The 17130-nt window shown below is 47.5% G+C and carries 19 protein-coding genes; 7 read left to right on the forward strand and 12 right to left on the reverse strand.

All coding sequences use genetic code 11. The annotated features are described in order from the left end of the window. Nucleotides 1-41: 41 nt before the first annotated feature. Nucleotides 42-566, forward strand: coding sequence for a transcription/translation regulatory transformer protein RfaH (rfaH, locus tag NOC_RS13235; RefSeq protein ID WP_011330979.1), 525 nt, complete (start codon nt 42-44; stop codon nt 564-566). Here the strand turns inward: rfaH and sufT are convergent, their stop codons facing one another. From sufT to NOC_RS13270, 7 genes are read right to left on the reverse strand one after another with little or no spacing between them, the layout of a single operon-like run. Next, on the reverse strand, nt 567-1112 hold the full coding sequence (sufT, locus tag NOC_RS13240) for a putative Fe-S cluster assembly protein SufT (protein WP_002808897.1): 546 nt from the start codon (nt 1110-1112) through the stop codon (nt 567-569). A 23-nt stretch (nt 1113-1135) separates the two neighbouring features. After that, nucleotides 1136-1588, reverse strand: a complete 453-nt coding sequence (sufU, locus tag NOC_RS13245) for a Fe-S cluster assembly sulfur transfer protein SufU (RefSeq protein ID WP_002810600.1) — start codon at nt 1586-1588, stop codon at nt 1136-1138. Continuing rightward, nucleotides 1588-2850, reverse strand: a complete 1263-nt coding sequence (locus tag NOC_RS13250) for a cysteine desulfurase (RefSeq protein WP_002810871.1) — start codon at nt 2848-2850, stop codon at nt 1588-1590. Before NOC_RS13250 ends, sufU begins: the two co-directional genes overlap by 1 nt. After that, entirely contained in the window at nt 2850-4190 is a 1341-nt protein-coding gene (gene sufD, locus NOC_RS13255; RefSeq protein ID WP_002808541.1) for a Fe-S cluster assembly protein SufD, read from the reverse strand. The genes NOC_RS13250 and sufD overlap by 1 nt, the downstream gene beginning before the upstream one ends. Continuing rightward, nucleotides 4187-4963 (reverse strand): Fe-S cluster assembly ATPase SufC, encoded by a 777-nt coding sequence (gene sufC, locus NOC_RS13260; protein ID WP_002808546.1) that lies wholly within the window; start codon nt 4961-4963, stop codon nt 4187-4189. Before sufC ends, sufD begins: the two co-directional genes overlap by 4 nt. 38 nt (nt 4964-5001) lie before the next feature. Next, a complete protein-coding gene (sufB, locus tag NOC_RS13265) occupies nt 5002-6450 on the reverse strand; it encodes a Fe-S cluster assembly protein SufB (protein ID WP_002810842.1) in 1449 nt (482 codons plus the stop codon). Nucleotides 6451-6465: 15 nt separating this feature from the next. Next, complete coding sequence (locus NOC_RS13270) at nt 6466-6942, reverse strand: SUF system Fe-S cluster assembly regulator (RefSeq protein WP_002809328.1); 477 nt, start codon at nt 6940-6942, stop codon at nt 6466-6468. A 340-nt stretch (nt 6943-7282) separates the two neighbouring features. Between NOC_RS13270 and rpe the strand changes: the two genes are divergently transcribed. The 6 genes from rpe (at nt 7283) to trpC (ending at nt 12761) form a co-directional block, all read left to right on the forward strand. Further along, the gene (gene rpe / locus NOC_RS13275) at nt 7283-7954 is read left to right on the forward strand and encodes a ribulose-phosphate 3-epimerase (RefSeq protein ID WP_002809316.1); all 672 of its coding nucleotides are present in this window, start codon (nt 7283-7285) and stop codon (nt 7952-7954) included. A 48-nt stretch (nt 7955-8002) separates the two neighbouring features. After that, on the forward strand, nt 8003-8680 hold the full coding sequence (locus NOC_RS13280; RefSeq protein ID WP_002810595.1) for a phosphoglycolate phosphatase: 678 nt from the start codon (nt 8003-8005) through the stop codon (nt 8678-8680). 117 nt (nt 8681-8797) lie between these two features. Next, nucleotides 8798-10276, forward strand: coding sequence for an anthranilate synthase component I (gene trpE / locus NOC_RS13285; RefSeq protein WP_002810796.1), 1479 nt, complete (start codon nt 8798-8800; stop codon nt 10274-10276). Between the two features lie 11 nt (nt 10277-10287). After that, the gene (locus NOC_RS13290; protein ID WP_002810188.1) at nt 10288-10869 is read left to right on the forward strand and encodes an anthranilate synthase component II; all 582 of its coding nucleotides are present in this window, start codon (nt 10288-10290) and stop codon (nt 10867-10869) included. Between the two features lie 30 nt (nt 10870-10899). Continuing rightward, a complete protein-coding gene (gene trpD / locus NOC_RS13295) occupies nt 10900-11916 on the forward strand; it encodes an anthranilate phosphoribosyltransferase (RefSeq protein WP_002808896.1) in 1017 nt (338 codons plus the stop codon). 29 nt (nt 11917-11945) lie between these two features. Further along, on the forward strand, nt 11946-12761 hold the full coding sequence (trpC, locus tag NOC_RS13300; RefSeq protein WP_002808889.1) for an indole-3-glycerol phosphate synthase TrpC: 816 nt from the start codon (nt 11946-11948) through the stop codon (nt 12759-12761). Nucleotides 12762-12807: 46 nt separating this feature from the next. On the opposite strand, the gene NOC_RS13305 is transcribed toward trpC, so the two are convergent. The 5 genes from NOC_RS13305 to NOC_RS13325 form a co-directional block, all read right to left on the reverse strand. After that, nucleotides 12808-13245: a hypothetical protein gene (locus NOC_RS13305; RefSeq protein ID WP_002808781.1), complete on the reverse strand. Its 438-nt coding sequence runs from the start codon at nt 13243-13245 to the stop codon at nt 12808-12810. 87 nt (nt 13246-13332) lie between these two features. Then, the gene (locus NOC_RS13310) at nt 13333-13842 is read right to left on the reverse strand and encodes a hypothetical protein (protein ID WP_002809188.1); all 510 of its coding nucleotides are present in this window, start codon (nt 13840-13842) and stop codon (nt 13333-13335) included. A 287-nt stretch (nt 13843-14129) separates the two neighbouring features. Continuing rightward, nucleotides 14130-14693, reverse strand: a complete 564-nt coding sequence (locus tag NOC_RS13315) for a hypothetical protein (RefSeq protein WP_002808847.1) — start codon at nt 14691-14693, stop codon at nt 14130-14132. 222 nt (nt 14694-14915) lie between these two features. After that, nucleotides 14916-16166, reverse strand: coding sequence for a methane monooxygenase/ammonia monooxygenase subunit B (locus NOC_RS13320; protein WP_002811287.1), 1251 nt, complete (start codon nt 16164-16166; stop codon nt 14916-14918). Nucleotides 16167-16231: 65 nt separating this feature from the next. Then, a complete protein-coding gene (locus NOC_RS13325) occupies nt 16232-16975 on the reverse strand; it encodes a methane monooxygenase/ammonia monooxygenase subunit A (RefSeq protein WP_011330982.1) in 744 nt (247 codons plus the stop codon). Nucleotides 16976-17130: the final 155 nt, after the last annotated feature.

The following is a 17130-nucleotide window of genomic DNA, read 5'->3' on the forward strand; positions in this document are numbered from 1 at the left end:
CATAGATCATAGGCCGCACCAATTAAGCGAATAATTCAGAAATGGAATCTTCACCTTCTTCTAAGAAATTTTGGTATCTCATTTATTGTAAGCCGCGGCAAGAACGCTTGGCTCAGGAAAACCTCGAGCGCCAGAATTTTGAAACCTACCTTCCCCTTGTACGACAGATGCGCCGCCGCGCATACCGGCGTATAGCAACGGTTGAGCCACTCTTTCCCCGTTACCTATTTATCCACCTAGATACTGAAAAGGACAATTGGGGCTCAATACGATCCACGATTGGAGTCATTTCTCTAGTCCGATTTGGAGCCCAACCGGCCCACGTGCCAGATACGCTAATCCGCGAATTGCAAACCCATGAGGGCTCCGATGGTATTCAGGATTTAGCAAGTCCCGACTTTCGAAAGGGGCAACAAGTCCTAGTCGAAGAAGGGTTGCTAGCGGGGCATGAAGGCATCTGGCTTACTTCCAACGGAAAAAAACGGGCTCATATTCTGCTGGAAATCATGGGTAAGCAAATTAAAACCGAGGTGAACGAAAATTGGCTGAAGCGCCTGGAACCCTAGTTAATACATGCCCGTCTGGATCTTAGCAGCCTCAGACATCATGCTGTAATTCCACGGCGGATCGAAAACCAATTCGACATTAGCCACCCCGATAGCGGGAATAGCCTCAACTTTTTCCTTTACATCCTGTACTAGAACTTCACCCATTCCACAGCCAGGAGCGGTTAAAGTCATCTTGATATCCACTTCCTTTTGCCCTTCAGGCAAGGAAGAAATGGAACACTCATAAACCAAGCCTAGATCTACGATATTGATGGGAATTTCAGGATCAAAGCAAGTTTTCATCTGCTCCCAGGCTAGCTTTTCAAGATCTTCCTCAGAAGCATTCTCTGGTAATTCAGGAGGTGCAACCGGTTCTAAACCCAAGGCATCAGCATCTTTACCTTCTATCCGGGCCAAATTCCCACTCACATAAACAGTATAGCTTCCTCCCAGATCCTGGGCAATCACCACTTCCGTATCTTTAGGGATAATAACCTTATCAGCCATCGGTACTAGCACGGCCTCGCAATCACGGTTCAGAACAATAGGCTCACGATTATACATATTCATTTCTCCCTTGAAGGGGGCTACTCCGTCGTCGCCATCTTATTTTCATGTGCCAGGGCGGCATGCAAAGTATGCCATGCAAGCGTCGCGCACTTCACGCGCATGGGGAACGCCTTAACACCAGCGAGCACCCCTAGTTTTCCCAAGGAGAGTCCTTCTTCTCTATGAGTCGACTCATCCGTCACCAAGTCATGAAATTTACCGAACAAGCCTTCAGCTTCCTGGGAACTCTTGCCTTTAAGAGATTCGGTCATTAGCGATGCCGAAGCTATAGAGATGGCGCACCCCTCACCCTGAAAGCTCACATCCTCAATAATTCCATTATGCATTTTAAGAAAGACGGTTACCCGATCTCCGCATAGGGGATTATGGCCATCAGCCTGAAAATCTGCATTTTCCATGGAATGAAAATTCCGCGGCCTCTTTCTATGATCCAGGATGACCTCTTGATATAAATCTAGCAGTTCGCTCATTATCCCAATAACTCTCCTACCCGCTTAATTCCAGCTGCCAGAACATCCATTTCAGCCTTAGTATTGTAAAATGCTAGGGAGGCTCTTGCCGTTGCGGGAATATTAAAACGTTCCATTACCGGCTGGGCGCAATGATGTCCTGTGCGAATGGCAATACCTTCATGATCAAGAATGGTACCGATATCATGAGGATGGACGCCCTCCAAGACAAAGGATAATACCCCTACTTTTTCTTGGGCTGTGCCAATAAAACGCAGTCCGGGAACTTGAGCCAGAACCTCTGTCCCATAGTTAAGCAATTCCTGCTCATAGGCCGCAATGTTTTCCATCCCTAGGGTCTCTAGATAATCTATCGCTACACCCAGGCCAATGGCTCCAGCGATATGAGGAGTTCCCGCCTCGAACTTATAGGGGAGATCGCTATAAAGCGTTTTATCAAAACTTACCGACAGAATCATATCTCCGCCGCCCTGATAAGGAGGCATAGCTTCTAGCCATTCGCGCTTGCCATAGAGCACGCCAATACCTGTGGGTCCTACCATTTTATGAGCTGAAAAAGCGTAAAAATCACAGTCCAGCTCCTGGACATCCACGGGCATGTGGGGAACAGTCTGGGCCCCATCTAGCAACACCGGAATCCCACGGGCATGGGCTAGCTCAATGATTTTTTGTGCTGGATTGATAGTTCCCAAAACATTAGAAGCATGCACCATGGCTACCAGCCGGGTGCGAGGTGACAAACACCTCTCGTACTCATCTAAAAGCAATTCCCCGGTATCATCGATAGGAACGACTTTAAGCACTGCCCCCGTCTGCTCGCATAGGAGCTGCCACGGCACAATGTTAGAGTGATGCTCCATATGGGAGAGCAGAATTTCATCACCCGCTTGCAACCGGCTTCGGCCGAAGCTTTGGGCGACTAAATTGATTGCTTCGGTAGTGCCCCGTACAAACACAATTTCTTCCCGCCGAGCAGCGTTAATAAAGTGTTGCACTTTATTCCTCGCCGCCTCGTATGCTTGGGTCGCCCGTTCGCTAAGTTGATGCACAGCACGGTGGATATTGGCATTATCCCAACGGTAATAGTGATCAATCGCCTCAGTAACTTGTCTAGGTTTTTGCATAGTCGCCGCATTATCTAGATACACCAAAGGCTTCCCATGTACTTCCTGTTGCAAAACAGGGAAGTCAGCGCGGGCCCGCTCAATCTCAAAAGGGACACTTGCTATAGGTACTTCAGCTGCGATGTTTGCAATGGTCATCAACCCACCTCCTTGCGCTGTGGTTCAGAAAATTGTGCGCTTAATCTATGTTCGATACGGGCGCGGATAGGACGTAGTTTGATGCGCCTAACAATTTCTTCGACAAAAGCATAGGTCAAGAGCTGGCGCGCTGCATCCTCTTCCATCCCGCGGGAGCGAAGATAGAAAATTTGATCTTTATCCAATTGTCCGACCGTGGCCCCATGAGCACACTTAACATCGTCAGCGTAGATTTCAAGTTCTGGTTTGGTATCGACTTCAGCCCCTTCAGACAGCAGCAAATTGCGGTTGGCCTGGCGGGCATCCGCTTTTTGCGCATGAGGGTGAACAATCACTTTGCCATTAAAGACTGCCCGCGATTTACCATCTAAAATTCCTTTGTAGAATTCCTGGCTAGTGGTATGTGGCTGTTGATGGTCAACTCTCGTATGGTTATCTACGTGACGTACACCATCTAAAACATAGAGTCCCTCCAAAATGCACCCGGCGCCCTCCCCTGCCAATACGCTATTGATATCGTTGCGGGCTAACCGCCCCCCCAAAGCCAGATTACGGGAAAGAAACTGCGCATCCTGTTCCTGCTGGACCTGTATCGTAGCAATATGAAAGCTTTTAGCCGATTCCTCTTGCAATTTGATATGCTCAACATTAGCCCCCTTTCCCGCGGCTATTTCGGTGACCGTATTCGTGAAATATACGGCATCATTTAACCCAGCATAGTGCTCAATAACCGTCAGTTCACTCTCCGGCTCGAGAACTATCAAATTACGGGAGTGAGTCACGACGGCTTCGCTACGCCCCGTAGTCAGGAATATCAGATGTACCGGCTTGGCCAGTACGGTCCTGGGGGGTAAATAAAGATAAGCGCCATCGGCCATGAAGGCAGTATTAAGCGCGGTGAAAGGCTGGTTTTGATAGTCCGCATAACTGGCCAATACCCCGCGCAGGCTTTCCCCCTGCTGTTTGAAACAGCCGGCTAAATTGCCCACCACCGTACCAGCCGGGAGATCTTCAATCTCTGATAACCCCGGAGCAAAGCAACCATCAACAAATACCAACCGAAAACAGGGCGTCTCTGCTAAAAAATACCTTTGACATTGCTCTAAACTGACCGCTACCGATGAAGAAACCGCCGAGTTAAATGCAGTCTCGGCCAGCGCACGGACTCGCGTATATTTCCAATCCTCATTCTTGAGACCAGGAAAGCCGAGGGAGATAAAACGGGCCAATGCCTGCTGGCGTAATTCTCGCAGCCAGGGTAGATTCGCCCCCGCCAGATCCGGTTCCAGGCGGGCATAGGAATCCACATAGGGCTGCCAGGCCTCACTGATCCCCTTCATAATGCGGCCGCCCCCGCCGGAGTGGCACCTTCACCTTGCTCAATCCAACCGTAACCTTCCTTCTCCAGTTCCAGAGCTAACGTTTTATCTCCAGATTTCACGATACGGCCCAGGGAAAGTACATGGACATAATCTGGCACAATGTAATCTAGGAGGCGCTGGTAATGAGTCACAAGGATAAGCCCCCGCTCTGAACTCCGCAGGGCATTGACTCCATCGGCAACAATCTTAAGGGCATCGATATCCAACCCTGAATCGGTCTCATCCAAAATCGCCAATGCGGGCTCCAAAACCGCCATCTGCAAAATCTCGTTACGTTTCTTTTCCCCTCCTGAGAAGCCTTCATTAACCGCCCGCTGCAGGAAACTTTCGTCCATTTTCACCAGTTTCATTTTTTCCCGCACTAGAGTTAAAAAATCTATGGCATCAAGCTCAGGAAGTCCACGGTGCTTGCGCACAGCATTCAAAGCCGTTTTCAACAAATAGACATTGCTTACGCCAGGAATTTCCACGGGATATTGGAAAGCCAGGAAAACTCCCGCGCAAGCACGCTCTTCCGGGGCTAAATTCAATAAATTCTGGCCTTGATAGAGAACCTCCCCCGCAGTTACTTCGTAACCCTCGCGTCCCGCCAGCACATTTGCCAAGGTACTCTTGCCCGAACCATTGGGTCCCATAATGGCATGTACCTCGCCGGGATTCACTTGCAAATCAATACCCCGCAAGATGGGTTTATCATCCACCTGGGTATGTAAGTTTCTGATAGTTAGCATTTAAGAAAACCTCTTACTCTCATGCAGGCCAATAACGTTTAGCCTACTGCTCCTTCCAGGCTCACGCTCAATAGGTTTCGGGCTTCTACCGCAAACTCCATGGGCAATTCCTTGAAGACTTCCTTACAAAAGCCATTCACAATCATGGAAATGGCATCCTCGGCGGAGATTCCCCGCTGTTTACAGTAAAACAGCTGATCCTCGCTAATCTTAGAGGTCGATGCTTCATGCTCCACCTGCGCCGAAGGGTGTTTTACCTCGATATAGGGGAACGTATGGGCACCGCACCGATCTCCTAACAGGAGAGAATCACACTGAGTATAATTACGTGCGCCTACGGCAGTGGGGGTTACCCGCACCAATCCCCGATAGGCATTTTGTCCTTGCCCAGCAGAAATTCCTTTAGAAATAATAGTGCTACGGGTATTCCGTCCCATATGAATCATCTTGGTGCCCGTATCCGCTTGCTGGAAATTATTGGTAAGGGCAACCGAGTAGAATTCCCCCACCGAGTTATCTCCTTGCAGAATAACGCTCGGGTATTTCCACGTGATGGCTGAGCCAGTTTCTACCTGAGTCCAAGAGATTTTGGCGTTTGCTCCCCGGCATGCCCCTCGTTTAGTCACAAAATTGTAGATTCCACCCCGGCCTTCTTCATCGCCTGGATACCAATTTTGTACCGTGGAATATTTAATTTCGGCATCACCCAAGGCCACAAGCTCTACCACTGCGGCATGAAGCTGGTTCTCATCACGCATCGGAGCGGTACAGCCTTCGAGGTAGCTAACATGGGCGCCTTCATCGGCAATGATAAGCGTGCGCTCAAATTGGCCCGTTTGGGCGGCGTTGATGCGGAAATAGGTGGACAGCTCTAGGGGACAGCGAACCCCCTTAGGCACATAGACGAAAGAACCATCACTAAAAACGGCTGAATTTAAAGCGGCATAAAAATTATCCCGGTAGGGTACTACCGTGCCAAGATATTTTTCTACCAATTCGGGATAGTCCCGTACCGCCTCGGAAAAAGGGCAGAAAATTACGCCTGCCTCAGATAGTTTCTCCTTGAAAGTAGTCGCTACCGAAACGCTGTCAAAAACCGCATCCACGGCAACTCCCGCAAGCCTCGCCCGTTCATGCAGCGGTACCCCGAGTTTCTCATAGGTTTCAAGTAATTTTGGATCGACTTCATCCAAACTTTTAGGGCCATCTTTTTTTGACTTGGGCGCGGAATAATAAATAATGGATTGATAATCCACAGGCGGATAATGCACATGCGCCCACTCCGGCGTTTTCATCTCCAGCCAATGACGGTAGGCTTTGAGGCGCCATTCCAGCATAAACTCTGGCTCATTCTTCTTGCTAGAGATAAGGCGAATAACGTTTTCATTGAGTCCTGGTGGAATAGAATCCGCCTCAATATCGGTGACAAAACCAGCCCGATATTCTTTTTGAACAAGATTTTCAACCTTAAGGGTCGAATTAGTCATAGCCTACTCCCGCAGTTATCTCGTCGTATTATCTGTAGGTAACGGTCCCGAATGCCTGGTAAGTTGGCGAAATCGGATAGGATACGCTCCCATTGGCTGAACCATATCAGACAATTTGATCTCATTTAATGCCCCGTAGACCGCTTGGTTAATCTGTTCCCAGTGAGCACGGGTGGAACAATGGGCTTCCTGACCGCACTCCCCCGGTGTACTGACACACTCCGTTAAACCAATAGGTCCCTCTAGGATCGTAATAATTTCAGCTACTGAAATTGCCTCGGGCGGCCTTCCTAAACTGTAGCCGCCTTGGGCGCCCCGGGCCGACAGTAACAACCCTGCCCGGGCCAATTGTTTGAGAATTTTGCTGACCGTAGGCAAGGGCATTTCTACTTGAGCGGATAAATCCGCTGCGGCATGCTGGCCCTTCGGATCCATCGCCAAGCGCGTCATCAGCACGATAGCGTAATCGGTCATTTTGCTCATGCGGAGCATAGGAGCCTCCGGTTCTAATGTAGGACTATTATAGTCCTAATTAAGTTCAAAACCAAGTAATTCAGTAAAGTATTTCCTGGTTAAAGATATCTCAATATAGTTCAATTAAAATTTTCAATTTTGTCTGGCAAATTTCCGCCTAGATGCATGCTTTACTAGATTTCGCACTCAATACCTAGAAACCAAATACATCCCCCTAAGAAGCGTTGCTACCCCCTAGTTTTTTCAGAGCAAAGCTGAAAAATGACCGATAATAGGGTAAAGTGCGCAAATTTGCTGAGCCGAAAACCATCTAGATCTAAACAGCCAATAGATATTCTGTAAATGAGGTGTAATAAATATGGCCAATTATAAAATTGCCCCTTCTATCCTATCAGCCGATTTCGCCCGCTTGGGGGAAGAAGTGACTGCAGTATTAGAAGCGGGTGCCGATATGGTGCATTTCGATGTAATGGATAACCATTATGTCCCAAATCTAACTATCGGCCCTCTCGTCTGCGAAGCCCTACGCAAACATGGCATCACCGCTGATATCGACGTTCATCTCATGGTAAAGCCAGTGGATCGAATCGCCCCTGATTTTGCCAAAGCGGGGGCAAATTATATTACTTTTCATCCGGAAGCTTCCGAACATATTGACCGAACTCTACAGCTAATCCGCGATGAGGGCTGCAAATCCGGCTTGGTATTCAATCCAGCGACTTCCCTTGATTATCTCAAATACGTCATAGATAAAGTGGATATGGTGCTTATCATGTCGGTGAATCCAGGTTTTGGTGGGCAAAAGTTCATCCCCACGGCGCTTGACAAACTGCGCGAAGCACGGCGGATTATTGATGCCAGCGGCTACCCTATCCGCCTTGAAATTGATGGAGGTATCAAGATAGATAATATCCAGCAAGTTGCAATGGCGGGAGCAGATACCTTTGTGGCGGGTTCCGCTATCTTCCAAAGTGAAAACTATAAGACCACCATTGGCGAGATGCGCGCCGAGCTAGCCAAGGTAGGATAAACAAACAATATATAAATTTACCTTCAAAAGACAAAATAAATAGCGAGCATGCTGAAACAACCTGAAATGATTCTTATTGACGTGGACGGTACCTTAGTAGATAGCGTACCGGATCTGACCTTTTGTACCGATACCATGATGGAACGGTTGGGTCTGCCCCTGCGGGGAGAAACCAAAGTCCGGCAATGGGTGGGCAACGGGGTAGAACGACTCATCAAGCGGGCCTTGGTCGATAATATGGAGGGAGAACCGGAAGAAGATTTATATCAAAAGGCTGAAACCATTTTTCTGGCTCTCTACGCAGATAACACAAGCAAGCGTAGTCATCTCTACCCGGGGGTAAACGAGGGATTAGCCTGGTTAAAATCCCAAGGGTATCGTGTAGGCTGTGTTACTAATAAGGCAGCCCAATTTACTTATCCTCTACTTACGGAGCTAGGGATAATTGATTATTTCGAGATAGTCATTAGTGGCGATACATTACCGGAGAAAAAACCTCATCCTGCCCCCTTGCTCCATGCGGCCAGCCACTTTGGCATCGCTCCTGAGAAAGCGCTAATGATTGGGGATTCCATTAGTGACGTAAAAGCAGCGAGGGCGGCCAACTTCCAGATTGTCTGCCTCAGTTATGGTTATAATCATGGCGTGGATATCCGTGATAGCCAACCGGATAGCGTCATCGATTCTCTAATTGAAATTAAGAATTTATTGAGCCAAGCAGCTTAGGAACACAACCATGGTTATTGACTTCCAGGCGAATAGTTTATGGGGGAGAATAAAACGATGGTGGGGCTGATCTCCCGCTAAATCCGCCGAAGTTTTCTAACGCTGGAAGTCGAGACTATGGAAGCCCAACAATTCAAACAGCTTGCTGCTCAAGGTTATAATCATATTCCCCTCATGCGGGAGGTTTTAGCTGACCTAGATACTCCACTTAGCACTTACCTCAAACTGGCTAATGGCCCTTACTCCTATTTATTAGAATCCGTCCATGGCGGCGAGAAATGGGGCCGATATTCATTTATCGGCTTACCTTGCCGCACGGTAGTTAAGGTGCAAAAATATGAAATAGTCGTTGAAACCGATCACCGCATTGAGGAAACTCATCACAGCGATGATCCCCTGGCTTGGATAGAAACCTTTAAGCAACGCTTTAAAGTCCCGGCCATTGCCTCTTTGCCTCGCTTTACAGGCGGCCTCGTAGGATACTTTGGCTATGATACGATCCGCTATATCGAACCTAAGCTTGCCCATTGGAAGAAGCCCGATTCCTTGGAAACGCCGGATATACTATTACTTGTTTCCAACGAAATTGTTGTTTTTGACAACCTGAGTGGCAAGCTCTACTTCATTATTCATTGCGGCCCCGAAGACTATACAGAGGGCCTGCAACGCTTGGATGCCCTAGAAGATCGCCTACGGGCAAGCGTCCCTGCCCACCATACCGTTACTCCCTCCCGCCTAGTCCTAGAAGATGATTTTATCTCTGGATTTACGGAGCAAGGCTTTAAGGGGGCGGTTGATAAAACGCGTCAATACATTACTGACGGTGATGTGATGCAAGTAGTGCTCTCACAACGACTCTCGGTGCCTTTTTCTGCCTCTCCCTTAAACCTATACCGGGCGCTACGTTGCCTCAACCCTTCTCCCTACATGTACTATTTGAATCTAGAGGATTTCCATGTGGTGGGCTCATCTCCCGAGATCCTAGTACGCTTAGAGGATGGTGCCGTTACCGTACGCCCCATCGCTGGCACCCGGCATCGTGGCAGAGGCGAAGAAGAAGACCGAGCGCTAGAGCAAGAATTACTCGCTGACCCTAAGGAATTAGCGGAACACCGGATGCTTATCGATCTTGGCCGAAATGATGTTGGCCGGATAGCCACCATTGGCAGTGTCAACGTAACCGAAAAAATGCTTATCGAACGCTATTCTCATGTCATGCATATCGTCTCTAATGTAACCGGTCAACTTAAACCGGAGTTCTCGGCCATGGACGTTTTACGTGCAACTTTTCCTGCAGGTACGGTTTCTGGCGCTCCCAAAATTCGAGCGATGGAAATCATTGATGAATTAGAACCTATTCAGCGGGGAGTCTATGCGGGTGCCGTGGGCTATCTTGCTTGGTCAGGCAATATGGATACAGCAATCGCTATTCGTACCGCAATCATTAAAGATCAGATTCTTCATATTCAAGCAGGTGCGGGAATCGTCTATGACTCGGTACCGCAGAGCGAGTGGGAAGAAACCCTGAATAAAGGGCGAGCTATCTTTCGAGCAGTGGCTTTGGCCGAAGCTGGCCTAGATGGTTCCTTCCGCTAGGGGAGTTGAATATGCTGCTTATGCTCGACAATTATGATTCATTTACCTACAATCTGGTCCAGTATTTAGGCGAATTGGGCGAAGAAGTTTGCGTCTTTCGCAATGATCAAGTCAGTACGGCAGAAATAGAGAGGCTGCGCCCAAAACGTTTAGTTATTTCTCCAGGCCCTTGCACGCCCAACGAAGCCGGTATTTCTCTTGAAATTATCCGTCATTTTGCCGGCAAGATCCCACTATTAGGAGTATGTCTTGGTCACCAGTGTATCGGCCAGGCTTTTGGCGGCCGAATAGTGCATGCCAAGGCTATTATGCATGGTAAAACCTCAAAAGTGCATCACAATCATAAAGGCGTATTCCAAGGCCTTGATGATCCCTTCGAGGCAGCTCGTTACCATTCTTTAGTCATCGATCAGGCAAGTCTTCCGCCATGTTTAGAGGTCACCGCTTGGACTAAAACCGATACGGGAGAGCTAGACGAGATCATGGGTATCTACCACAAAGAGCTAGCAATCGAAGGCGTACAATTTCATCCTGAGTCGATTCTTACTCAGCAGGGGCACAATTTACTTCTCAATTTTCTTAAACGAACCTGAGCATCATTTCCAAAGGTTTTAATAAACGCAATGGATATTCAAACCGCCCTTCGTACCGTTACCACGAGGCGTAACCTCACCAGTGAGGAAATGACATCGGTCATGAATCTCATCATGAGTGGCCAAGCAACCCCCGCGCAGATTGGCGGCTTGCTTATTGGGCTTCGGATGAAAGGAGAAACGGTGGAAGAAATTGCTGCTGCCGCCAGGGTGATGAGGGAATTGGCGACTAAAGTGACAGTAACAGGCCCCCACCTCGTTGATACCTGCGGTACTGGTGGGGATGGCGCCAATACTTTCAATATTTCGACAGCCAGCGCTTTTGTTGTTGCCGCGGCAGGAGGAAGAGTCGCCAAACATGGCAACCGTTCTGTCTCCAGCCAATGTGGCAGTGCTGATGTGCTTGAAGCAGCCGGTATTAAACTCGAACTTACCCCCGAACAGATTGCTCGCTGTATTGAAGAACTTGGCGTAGGATTTCTGTTCGCCCCTTGCCACCATAGCGCCATAAAATTCACTATAGCTCCACGGCGGGAAATGGGGATTCGCACTTTATTTAATCTCTTAGGGCCTCTAACTAACCCGGCCCATATTCCTAATCAAGTAGTAGGGGTCTTTAGTGACGAATGGCTGGAGCCACTTGCTTGGGTTCTGCACCGTTTAGGCTGCCAGCATGTACTTGTTGTCCATGCCAAAGATGGTCTGGATGAAATTAGTATTGGAGCTGAAACTCAGATCGCTGAATTAAGAGATGGGGCTGTTACAAGTTATTTCATCACACCCGAGCAATTTGGCATCGAGCGGGTTTCCATCAGTTCTCTGGCCGTTAACAGTACGCAAGAAAGTCTCAATATTTTACGCTCCGTTCTAGCAAACCAGCCCAGCCCAGCCCGTGATATCGTCGCTTTGAACGCGGGGGCAGCTATCTATGCAGCCAATCTAACTCCTACGCTGGAAAGAGGGGTAAAGAGAGCATTAAAAGTTCTCTCCGAAGGCAGAGCCCAAGAGAAATTAGCCGCTTTAATTACATTTACCCAAGCCTGTTAGCCAATCAACAATAGTAAGATACCCGTGATATGAACGAGATACCCAATATCTTGAAAAAGATTCTCCAGCGGAAAGCCGAAGAGATCAGCGAACGTGCCCAAAAGCTTTCAATCCAAGAACTTAGCCAGAAAGTGGAAGAATCGCCCCCAGTGCGCGGTTTCTTTAAAGCCCTTGCTAAAAAGATAAGCGAGCATCAATCTGCTGTCATCGCTGAAATCAAAAAGGCCTCTCCTAGTAAGGGGCTTTTATGCGAATCTTTTCATCCGGAGGCGATTGCCCAAAGCTACGAAAAAGGAGGAGCAGCTTGCCTTTCCGTGCTCACAGACCAGGATTTTTTTAGGGGTAGTGAGGCGGATCTACAGAAGGCCCGCAGCGCCTGTAATCTGCCTGTTTTGCGAAAAGACTTTATTATCGACCCCTATCAGGTCTATGAAGCACGGGTAATAGGCGCCGACTGCATTCTGCTAATTGTAGCAGCGTTGGGTGATGCCCTTATGTTAGAGCTAGCTCAACTCGCCGAACACTTAAATATGGATGTACTCATAGAAGTCCATGATTCCGAAGAGCTAGAGCGAGCGCTGGTTCTCGATACACCACTTATCGGCATTAATAATCGCAATTTAAAAAGTTTCGAAACGAGATTAGAAACTACTTTTGAGTTACTCTCCCAGATACCTTCTGAGCGCTTAGTGGTCACCGAAAGCGGAATTCATAGTCCCGCAGACGTAAGGAAAATGAAGAAAAATGGAGTTAACGCCTTTCTTATCGGTGAAGCCTTCATGAAAGCGGAAGACCCCGCAGCTAAACTTGCAGCATTATTCCAAAATACAAAGATAGCTTTCTAAGAGAAAGGAAACCATATAAAAAAGGATACCAAAAAACTCATCCCTTCTAATCCAGTATTCCGGCACGGTAAAGGCGCCAAGTATAGGCACAAGTACCAAGCAATATTACCAACACCAGGAGCAATCCTTCTCCACCTATTCCCGCTGAAAAAACCGCAGCCAAGGAACCCTTTTTAAAGGCTATTAATAAAAGCCTCCCGAGATCAGCTACTATAGCAGCAAGAAAGAAATAAAGGGCTAACCGACGATGCAAATAAAGAGCTAATGCTGCAATAAAAATTGTGGCGTTAATTAATAAAGTTAATCCTACCTCTGGCCATGCTAAAGTATCAATCAGCAGTTGTTGTTCAAGAGAAAGCCTTTTAGCTCCTGTAATCGTGAAAAGATAGCCTATTAGGGCGATACCAGAGGCAATAGCAAGGAAAATAGACAGAAAAATCGTTATCGGGTGGCGCTGCTCTAGACGAGCTTGAGTTTCATTCATTAAAAAATACCTCGAAGCCAAAAATTAAATGTTTGGCTTAGGATAAGCATACCTGCCTACTAGACAGGTATGCCTCTCCCTAGAAAATCATTTCTCTTTAGTATAGACGATCGTTTCAGGTACACCAATTACGTCATCGAAATCACCATCTAGATTATAATCTTCCATTAAAGTAAGTTTATCACCCTCAATGGAATAGTAGATGGCATAGTCATTGGTTGCAGACTTCATATTAACCGGACTCCAAGCTTGGGTTCCTTTATTATATTCTGCTGTACCATAAGATTTAGCCGTCCACTCCATGTAGTCAGATGATACAGAAACGCTTCCAGTTTCTCTCGCAGTCTCCGACCAATTATGGATTATAGAGCCATCTTCAGCGATAAGTTTTTTAAACCAAGAGTATTTATAAGTATTGCCAGAGAAGGTAACTTCTGCTTTGCTTTTCAAGGTTTCGCCATTTTCCTGCTTGGGTTCAAACTCCGTCACCCAGGTTCCCGTAAGTCCAAAATCTTCCACGCTTGGACCACCTGATTGGCAAGCTACCAACCCTAAAGCAAGGACAGCTGCACACAACATCAAGAGAAACTGTTTCATCTAAGCTCCTTATTCTATTGATTAGTAATGAGATAGCCCATTAGAGCAAACAGGCTGCTAGCATGAATTTTTATTACCCAAAAATACGCGATTATATCAACATAATAAGCATTAGATTATCAACTTCTGTATAGATTATCCAATTTAGCATACCACCCAAGGTAGCAGGAAATTGGAATTCCCCGGCATTCCATTATTTGGATAATGGAATGCCGGGGAACTTCCTTCTATTATGTTCTAAACGCTGTGAATACTATTTAAAGTATCCAATTCCAATTGGATTGAAACTAGGATGCCTTGGCCTCTTTTCCGCCACGGCGACTATACCAAAAAATAAGCCCCAGAATAAGAGCACCGCCAGCGATCGAGGCGATCCACTGAACGGTCTGCTCTCCCTGGAGACCCACTCGAAGAGGTGCTTTGAAGACCATCGGTTGATCACCACCAAGAATAACTACCGCAGTGTATTCTCCTGCTTTGGTAAAATCGGTATCAAGCTCAATAGTTCCCTTTGGATATTTTTGAACCGGACGCTCTACTATGGGATTATAATTTGACGGGCCAGCGGCCGTTTTCTGCTCTTCAACGATCCGAACCTCAACCGGCCGATCACGCAATATCCTATCCACTAAATCAAACACTAAAATGGTGCTTCCCGTCATCGGCAAGTCCCAGCACAGCTCTTCACCACCAGAAGTTTCCGGTTGGTAAGCAGAAAAATGCATTCGGTAATTACCGATATTGACAACGCACTGATCTGTTTCAATTCCTCCTCCCCCATGGGCCATGGCGGAAGTATTTAGCAACAATAATCCAAACGATACAAGGCAGCTAAGTAGTACTTTTTTCATAAGCTAATACCTTTTTGCTCTGAGGGATTAACTAAAACGCAGCTTCAGAGCCTGAAAAGACCGAGCCACAAGATAAAAAAAAGAATGGAAAGGACAGCAAACAACCGGCCCTTCGTCCAGCCATGGGACGAAGGGCCGGTGTTTAAGTCAATGGGAACAGTTTAATCTACCATATTGCTGTCGTACACCACATGCAACATAGATAGTTAAAGATACTTCTTTCTAGACAAACGTGGGAACTAATGGACCGCCGATAGGTATCGGAATCTCATTCCCCTCTGGATCAACGAAGAAGATCAAGCCCGCAAAGCGGCTGTCTGGATCATAAATGACGTCGGCCATACGCTGAACTTCCCAGGCGGCATCGGTGGCGGAGATGTCAACAACTACGGTTTCACCTGGAGCGATATCCTGTTGACTCACTTCCAACCCTTCCGGTGCCAACAACTCCTCAGGATAATCCGTCTCATCAACCCGCACATTTGCATTCATGAATCGAATGCCCCCAGTATTGAACTCGCCAATAGAAATCACCTGGTCAGTATGGTTAGTGATTTCAACCGTCATGCTGATAGTCCGCCCCGGCACCCGATAGTTAGCCTTAAGCACGTTAGCGCTTACCATCGAATTATAATCCACCGGCAAGGAGTCAATAGTGCCCAGCAGCCCAGCCTGCAACGGAATGGTGACTGGGAATTTATCCTCAGCACTCTTGAAGCCGAACAAAATAATGAGCAGGACGCCCACAAGAACGCCTATAGTCAATTTTTTGTCCTGGGCAGTTACTAGATCATTAGCCTCGCCCGCCTCTATTCTCATGTAGCGGGGCAAGAACATGGGACGGCGGGCCCACCACCAAATCCAGGCGATACCAAGAACGTACCAGAACAGATGCCAACCAATAACCGTGCCCGTGGCCATGGTTTCCAGGTTGACCGTATTACCGGTCAGATCCGTGATTTTGCTCTCAAAATCAGCCATATCTCCGGTAATGGTGATGTATTTACCTGGACCGATGAGCGGCCCCCCTCCTTGGACATTTAGCAAGGTATGAACATGCCACGTCCCAGGACGGCGCCCTTGCATCGTCATCTCAAACTCGTAATCGCCGCCCAATTCAAGACCTATCGAACGAGGGACGAACATACCATTGACGTAGGAAGTAAGCCGAGCCGTGACTGGACCAGGTTGACCCGCATTTAAAAAGGATACATGGGGTTTTTCGACTGCTTCCGGCCAATCCTCAAAAACCCGGAACTTCCCGCTTATGGTATAGGTCTCATTAACCGCAATGGTATCCTTGGACCATACCATGTCATACCAATGGATTGTCCGCATGCGCAGGAAAGCTGCCTGCGCCTTCTCGCCATGGGCAGCTACTGTCGGAATATAGAAAACGCTTGAGGCTATCACCGCAGTAAACCCAATGGCTAGCCACTTTCTGGCTCGATTTGTTATATGGGTACCTTTCATGTTCTCCGTCTCTCTTTTTGTATTTTAGAATTTTAGAATTATTATCCTCATTATCACAAACGATTCTACACTTGGTCGATATGGTAGTCCTTGGAGAACCAGCGGCCAACAAAGTGCCACACAAAGTACATTACCATGGCAACAAAACCCGAGAAGAAAGCTGAAACCGGGACCACGTCCTTACCAAACGTTCTCAAGGTACCTTTCTCAATCATCCGGATATACTCAGGAGTACCGGTCCGGACGTATTGGTAGCCCATAATATCGGCCAAAGACATTACTACTCCATTGTACTCAGCAGGCACATGGAATGCCGAAAGCAGCGGCCAGTTAGCGGGATACATCAACAAACCGTACATTAATCCACCCACTACCGCCGTCAAGCCGTAGCTCTTGGAAATCGCAAGCATGGCATCCAAGAACAGCGCCATGGGCAGCAGAATGGTCGGCCATACGAAATTAATCGGAAAATAGGTAAACCCTACGAAATTAAAGTAGCGGTTAGCCCACTCACCTGCTAACACCCCTAGCGTTACAAGGGTAGCACCAAAGGGAAGGCGGAACTTCTCCCAAAAAAACGCCTGTGCAGCAGCGGGGTAAGCAACCGATACAATGGGAACTACGGTGACCCAAAAACGCCGGTCTTTCCAGTCAACCCAGAAATCCCAGTCGCCCATTAAAAGCATGACGTGAACGTGGTGGGAAGCCAGCAAAATCATAAAAAAAGCCCCTAACGCTATAAAATCCAACGTTCTAGAGACTTTAGCAGCTTCCTCCGGTGTACGAACCGCAGACGTAAGTGCACTCATTAAACCTGCCCTCCTAAAAATATTAAGGGTTCTATTTAAACTAATTTATGATTATTCATTCATCGGATCCAGAAATCCATGAATTCTAAAGGTATGCTTCCTGCCACCTATTTTAACAGCTACTTTCTCATTAGGTTGCTTACTTCCATTTCTTT

Origin of the sequence: Nitrosococcus oceani ATCC 19707 (genome assembly GCF_000012805.1) — a bacterium.
Classification (GTDB): Bacteria; Pseudomonadota; Gammaproteobacteria; order Nitrosococcales; family Nitrosococcaceae; genus Nitrosococcus; species Nitrosococcus oceani.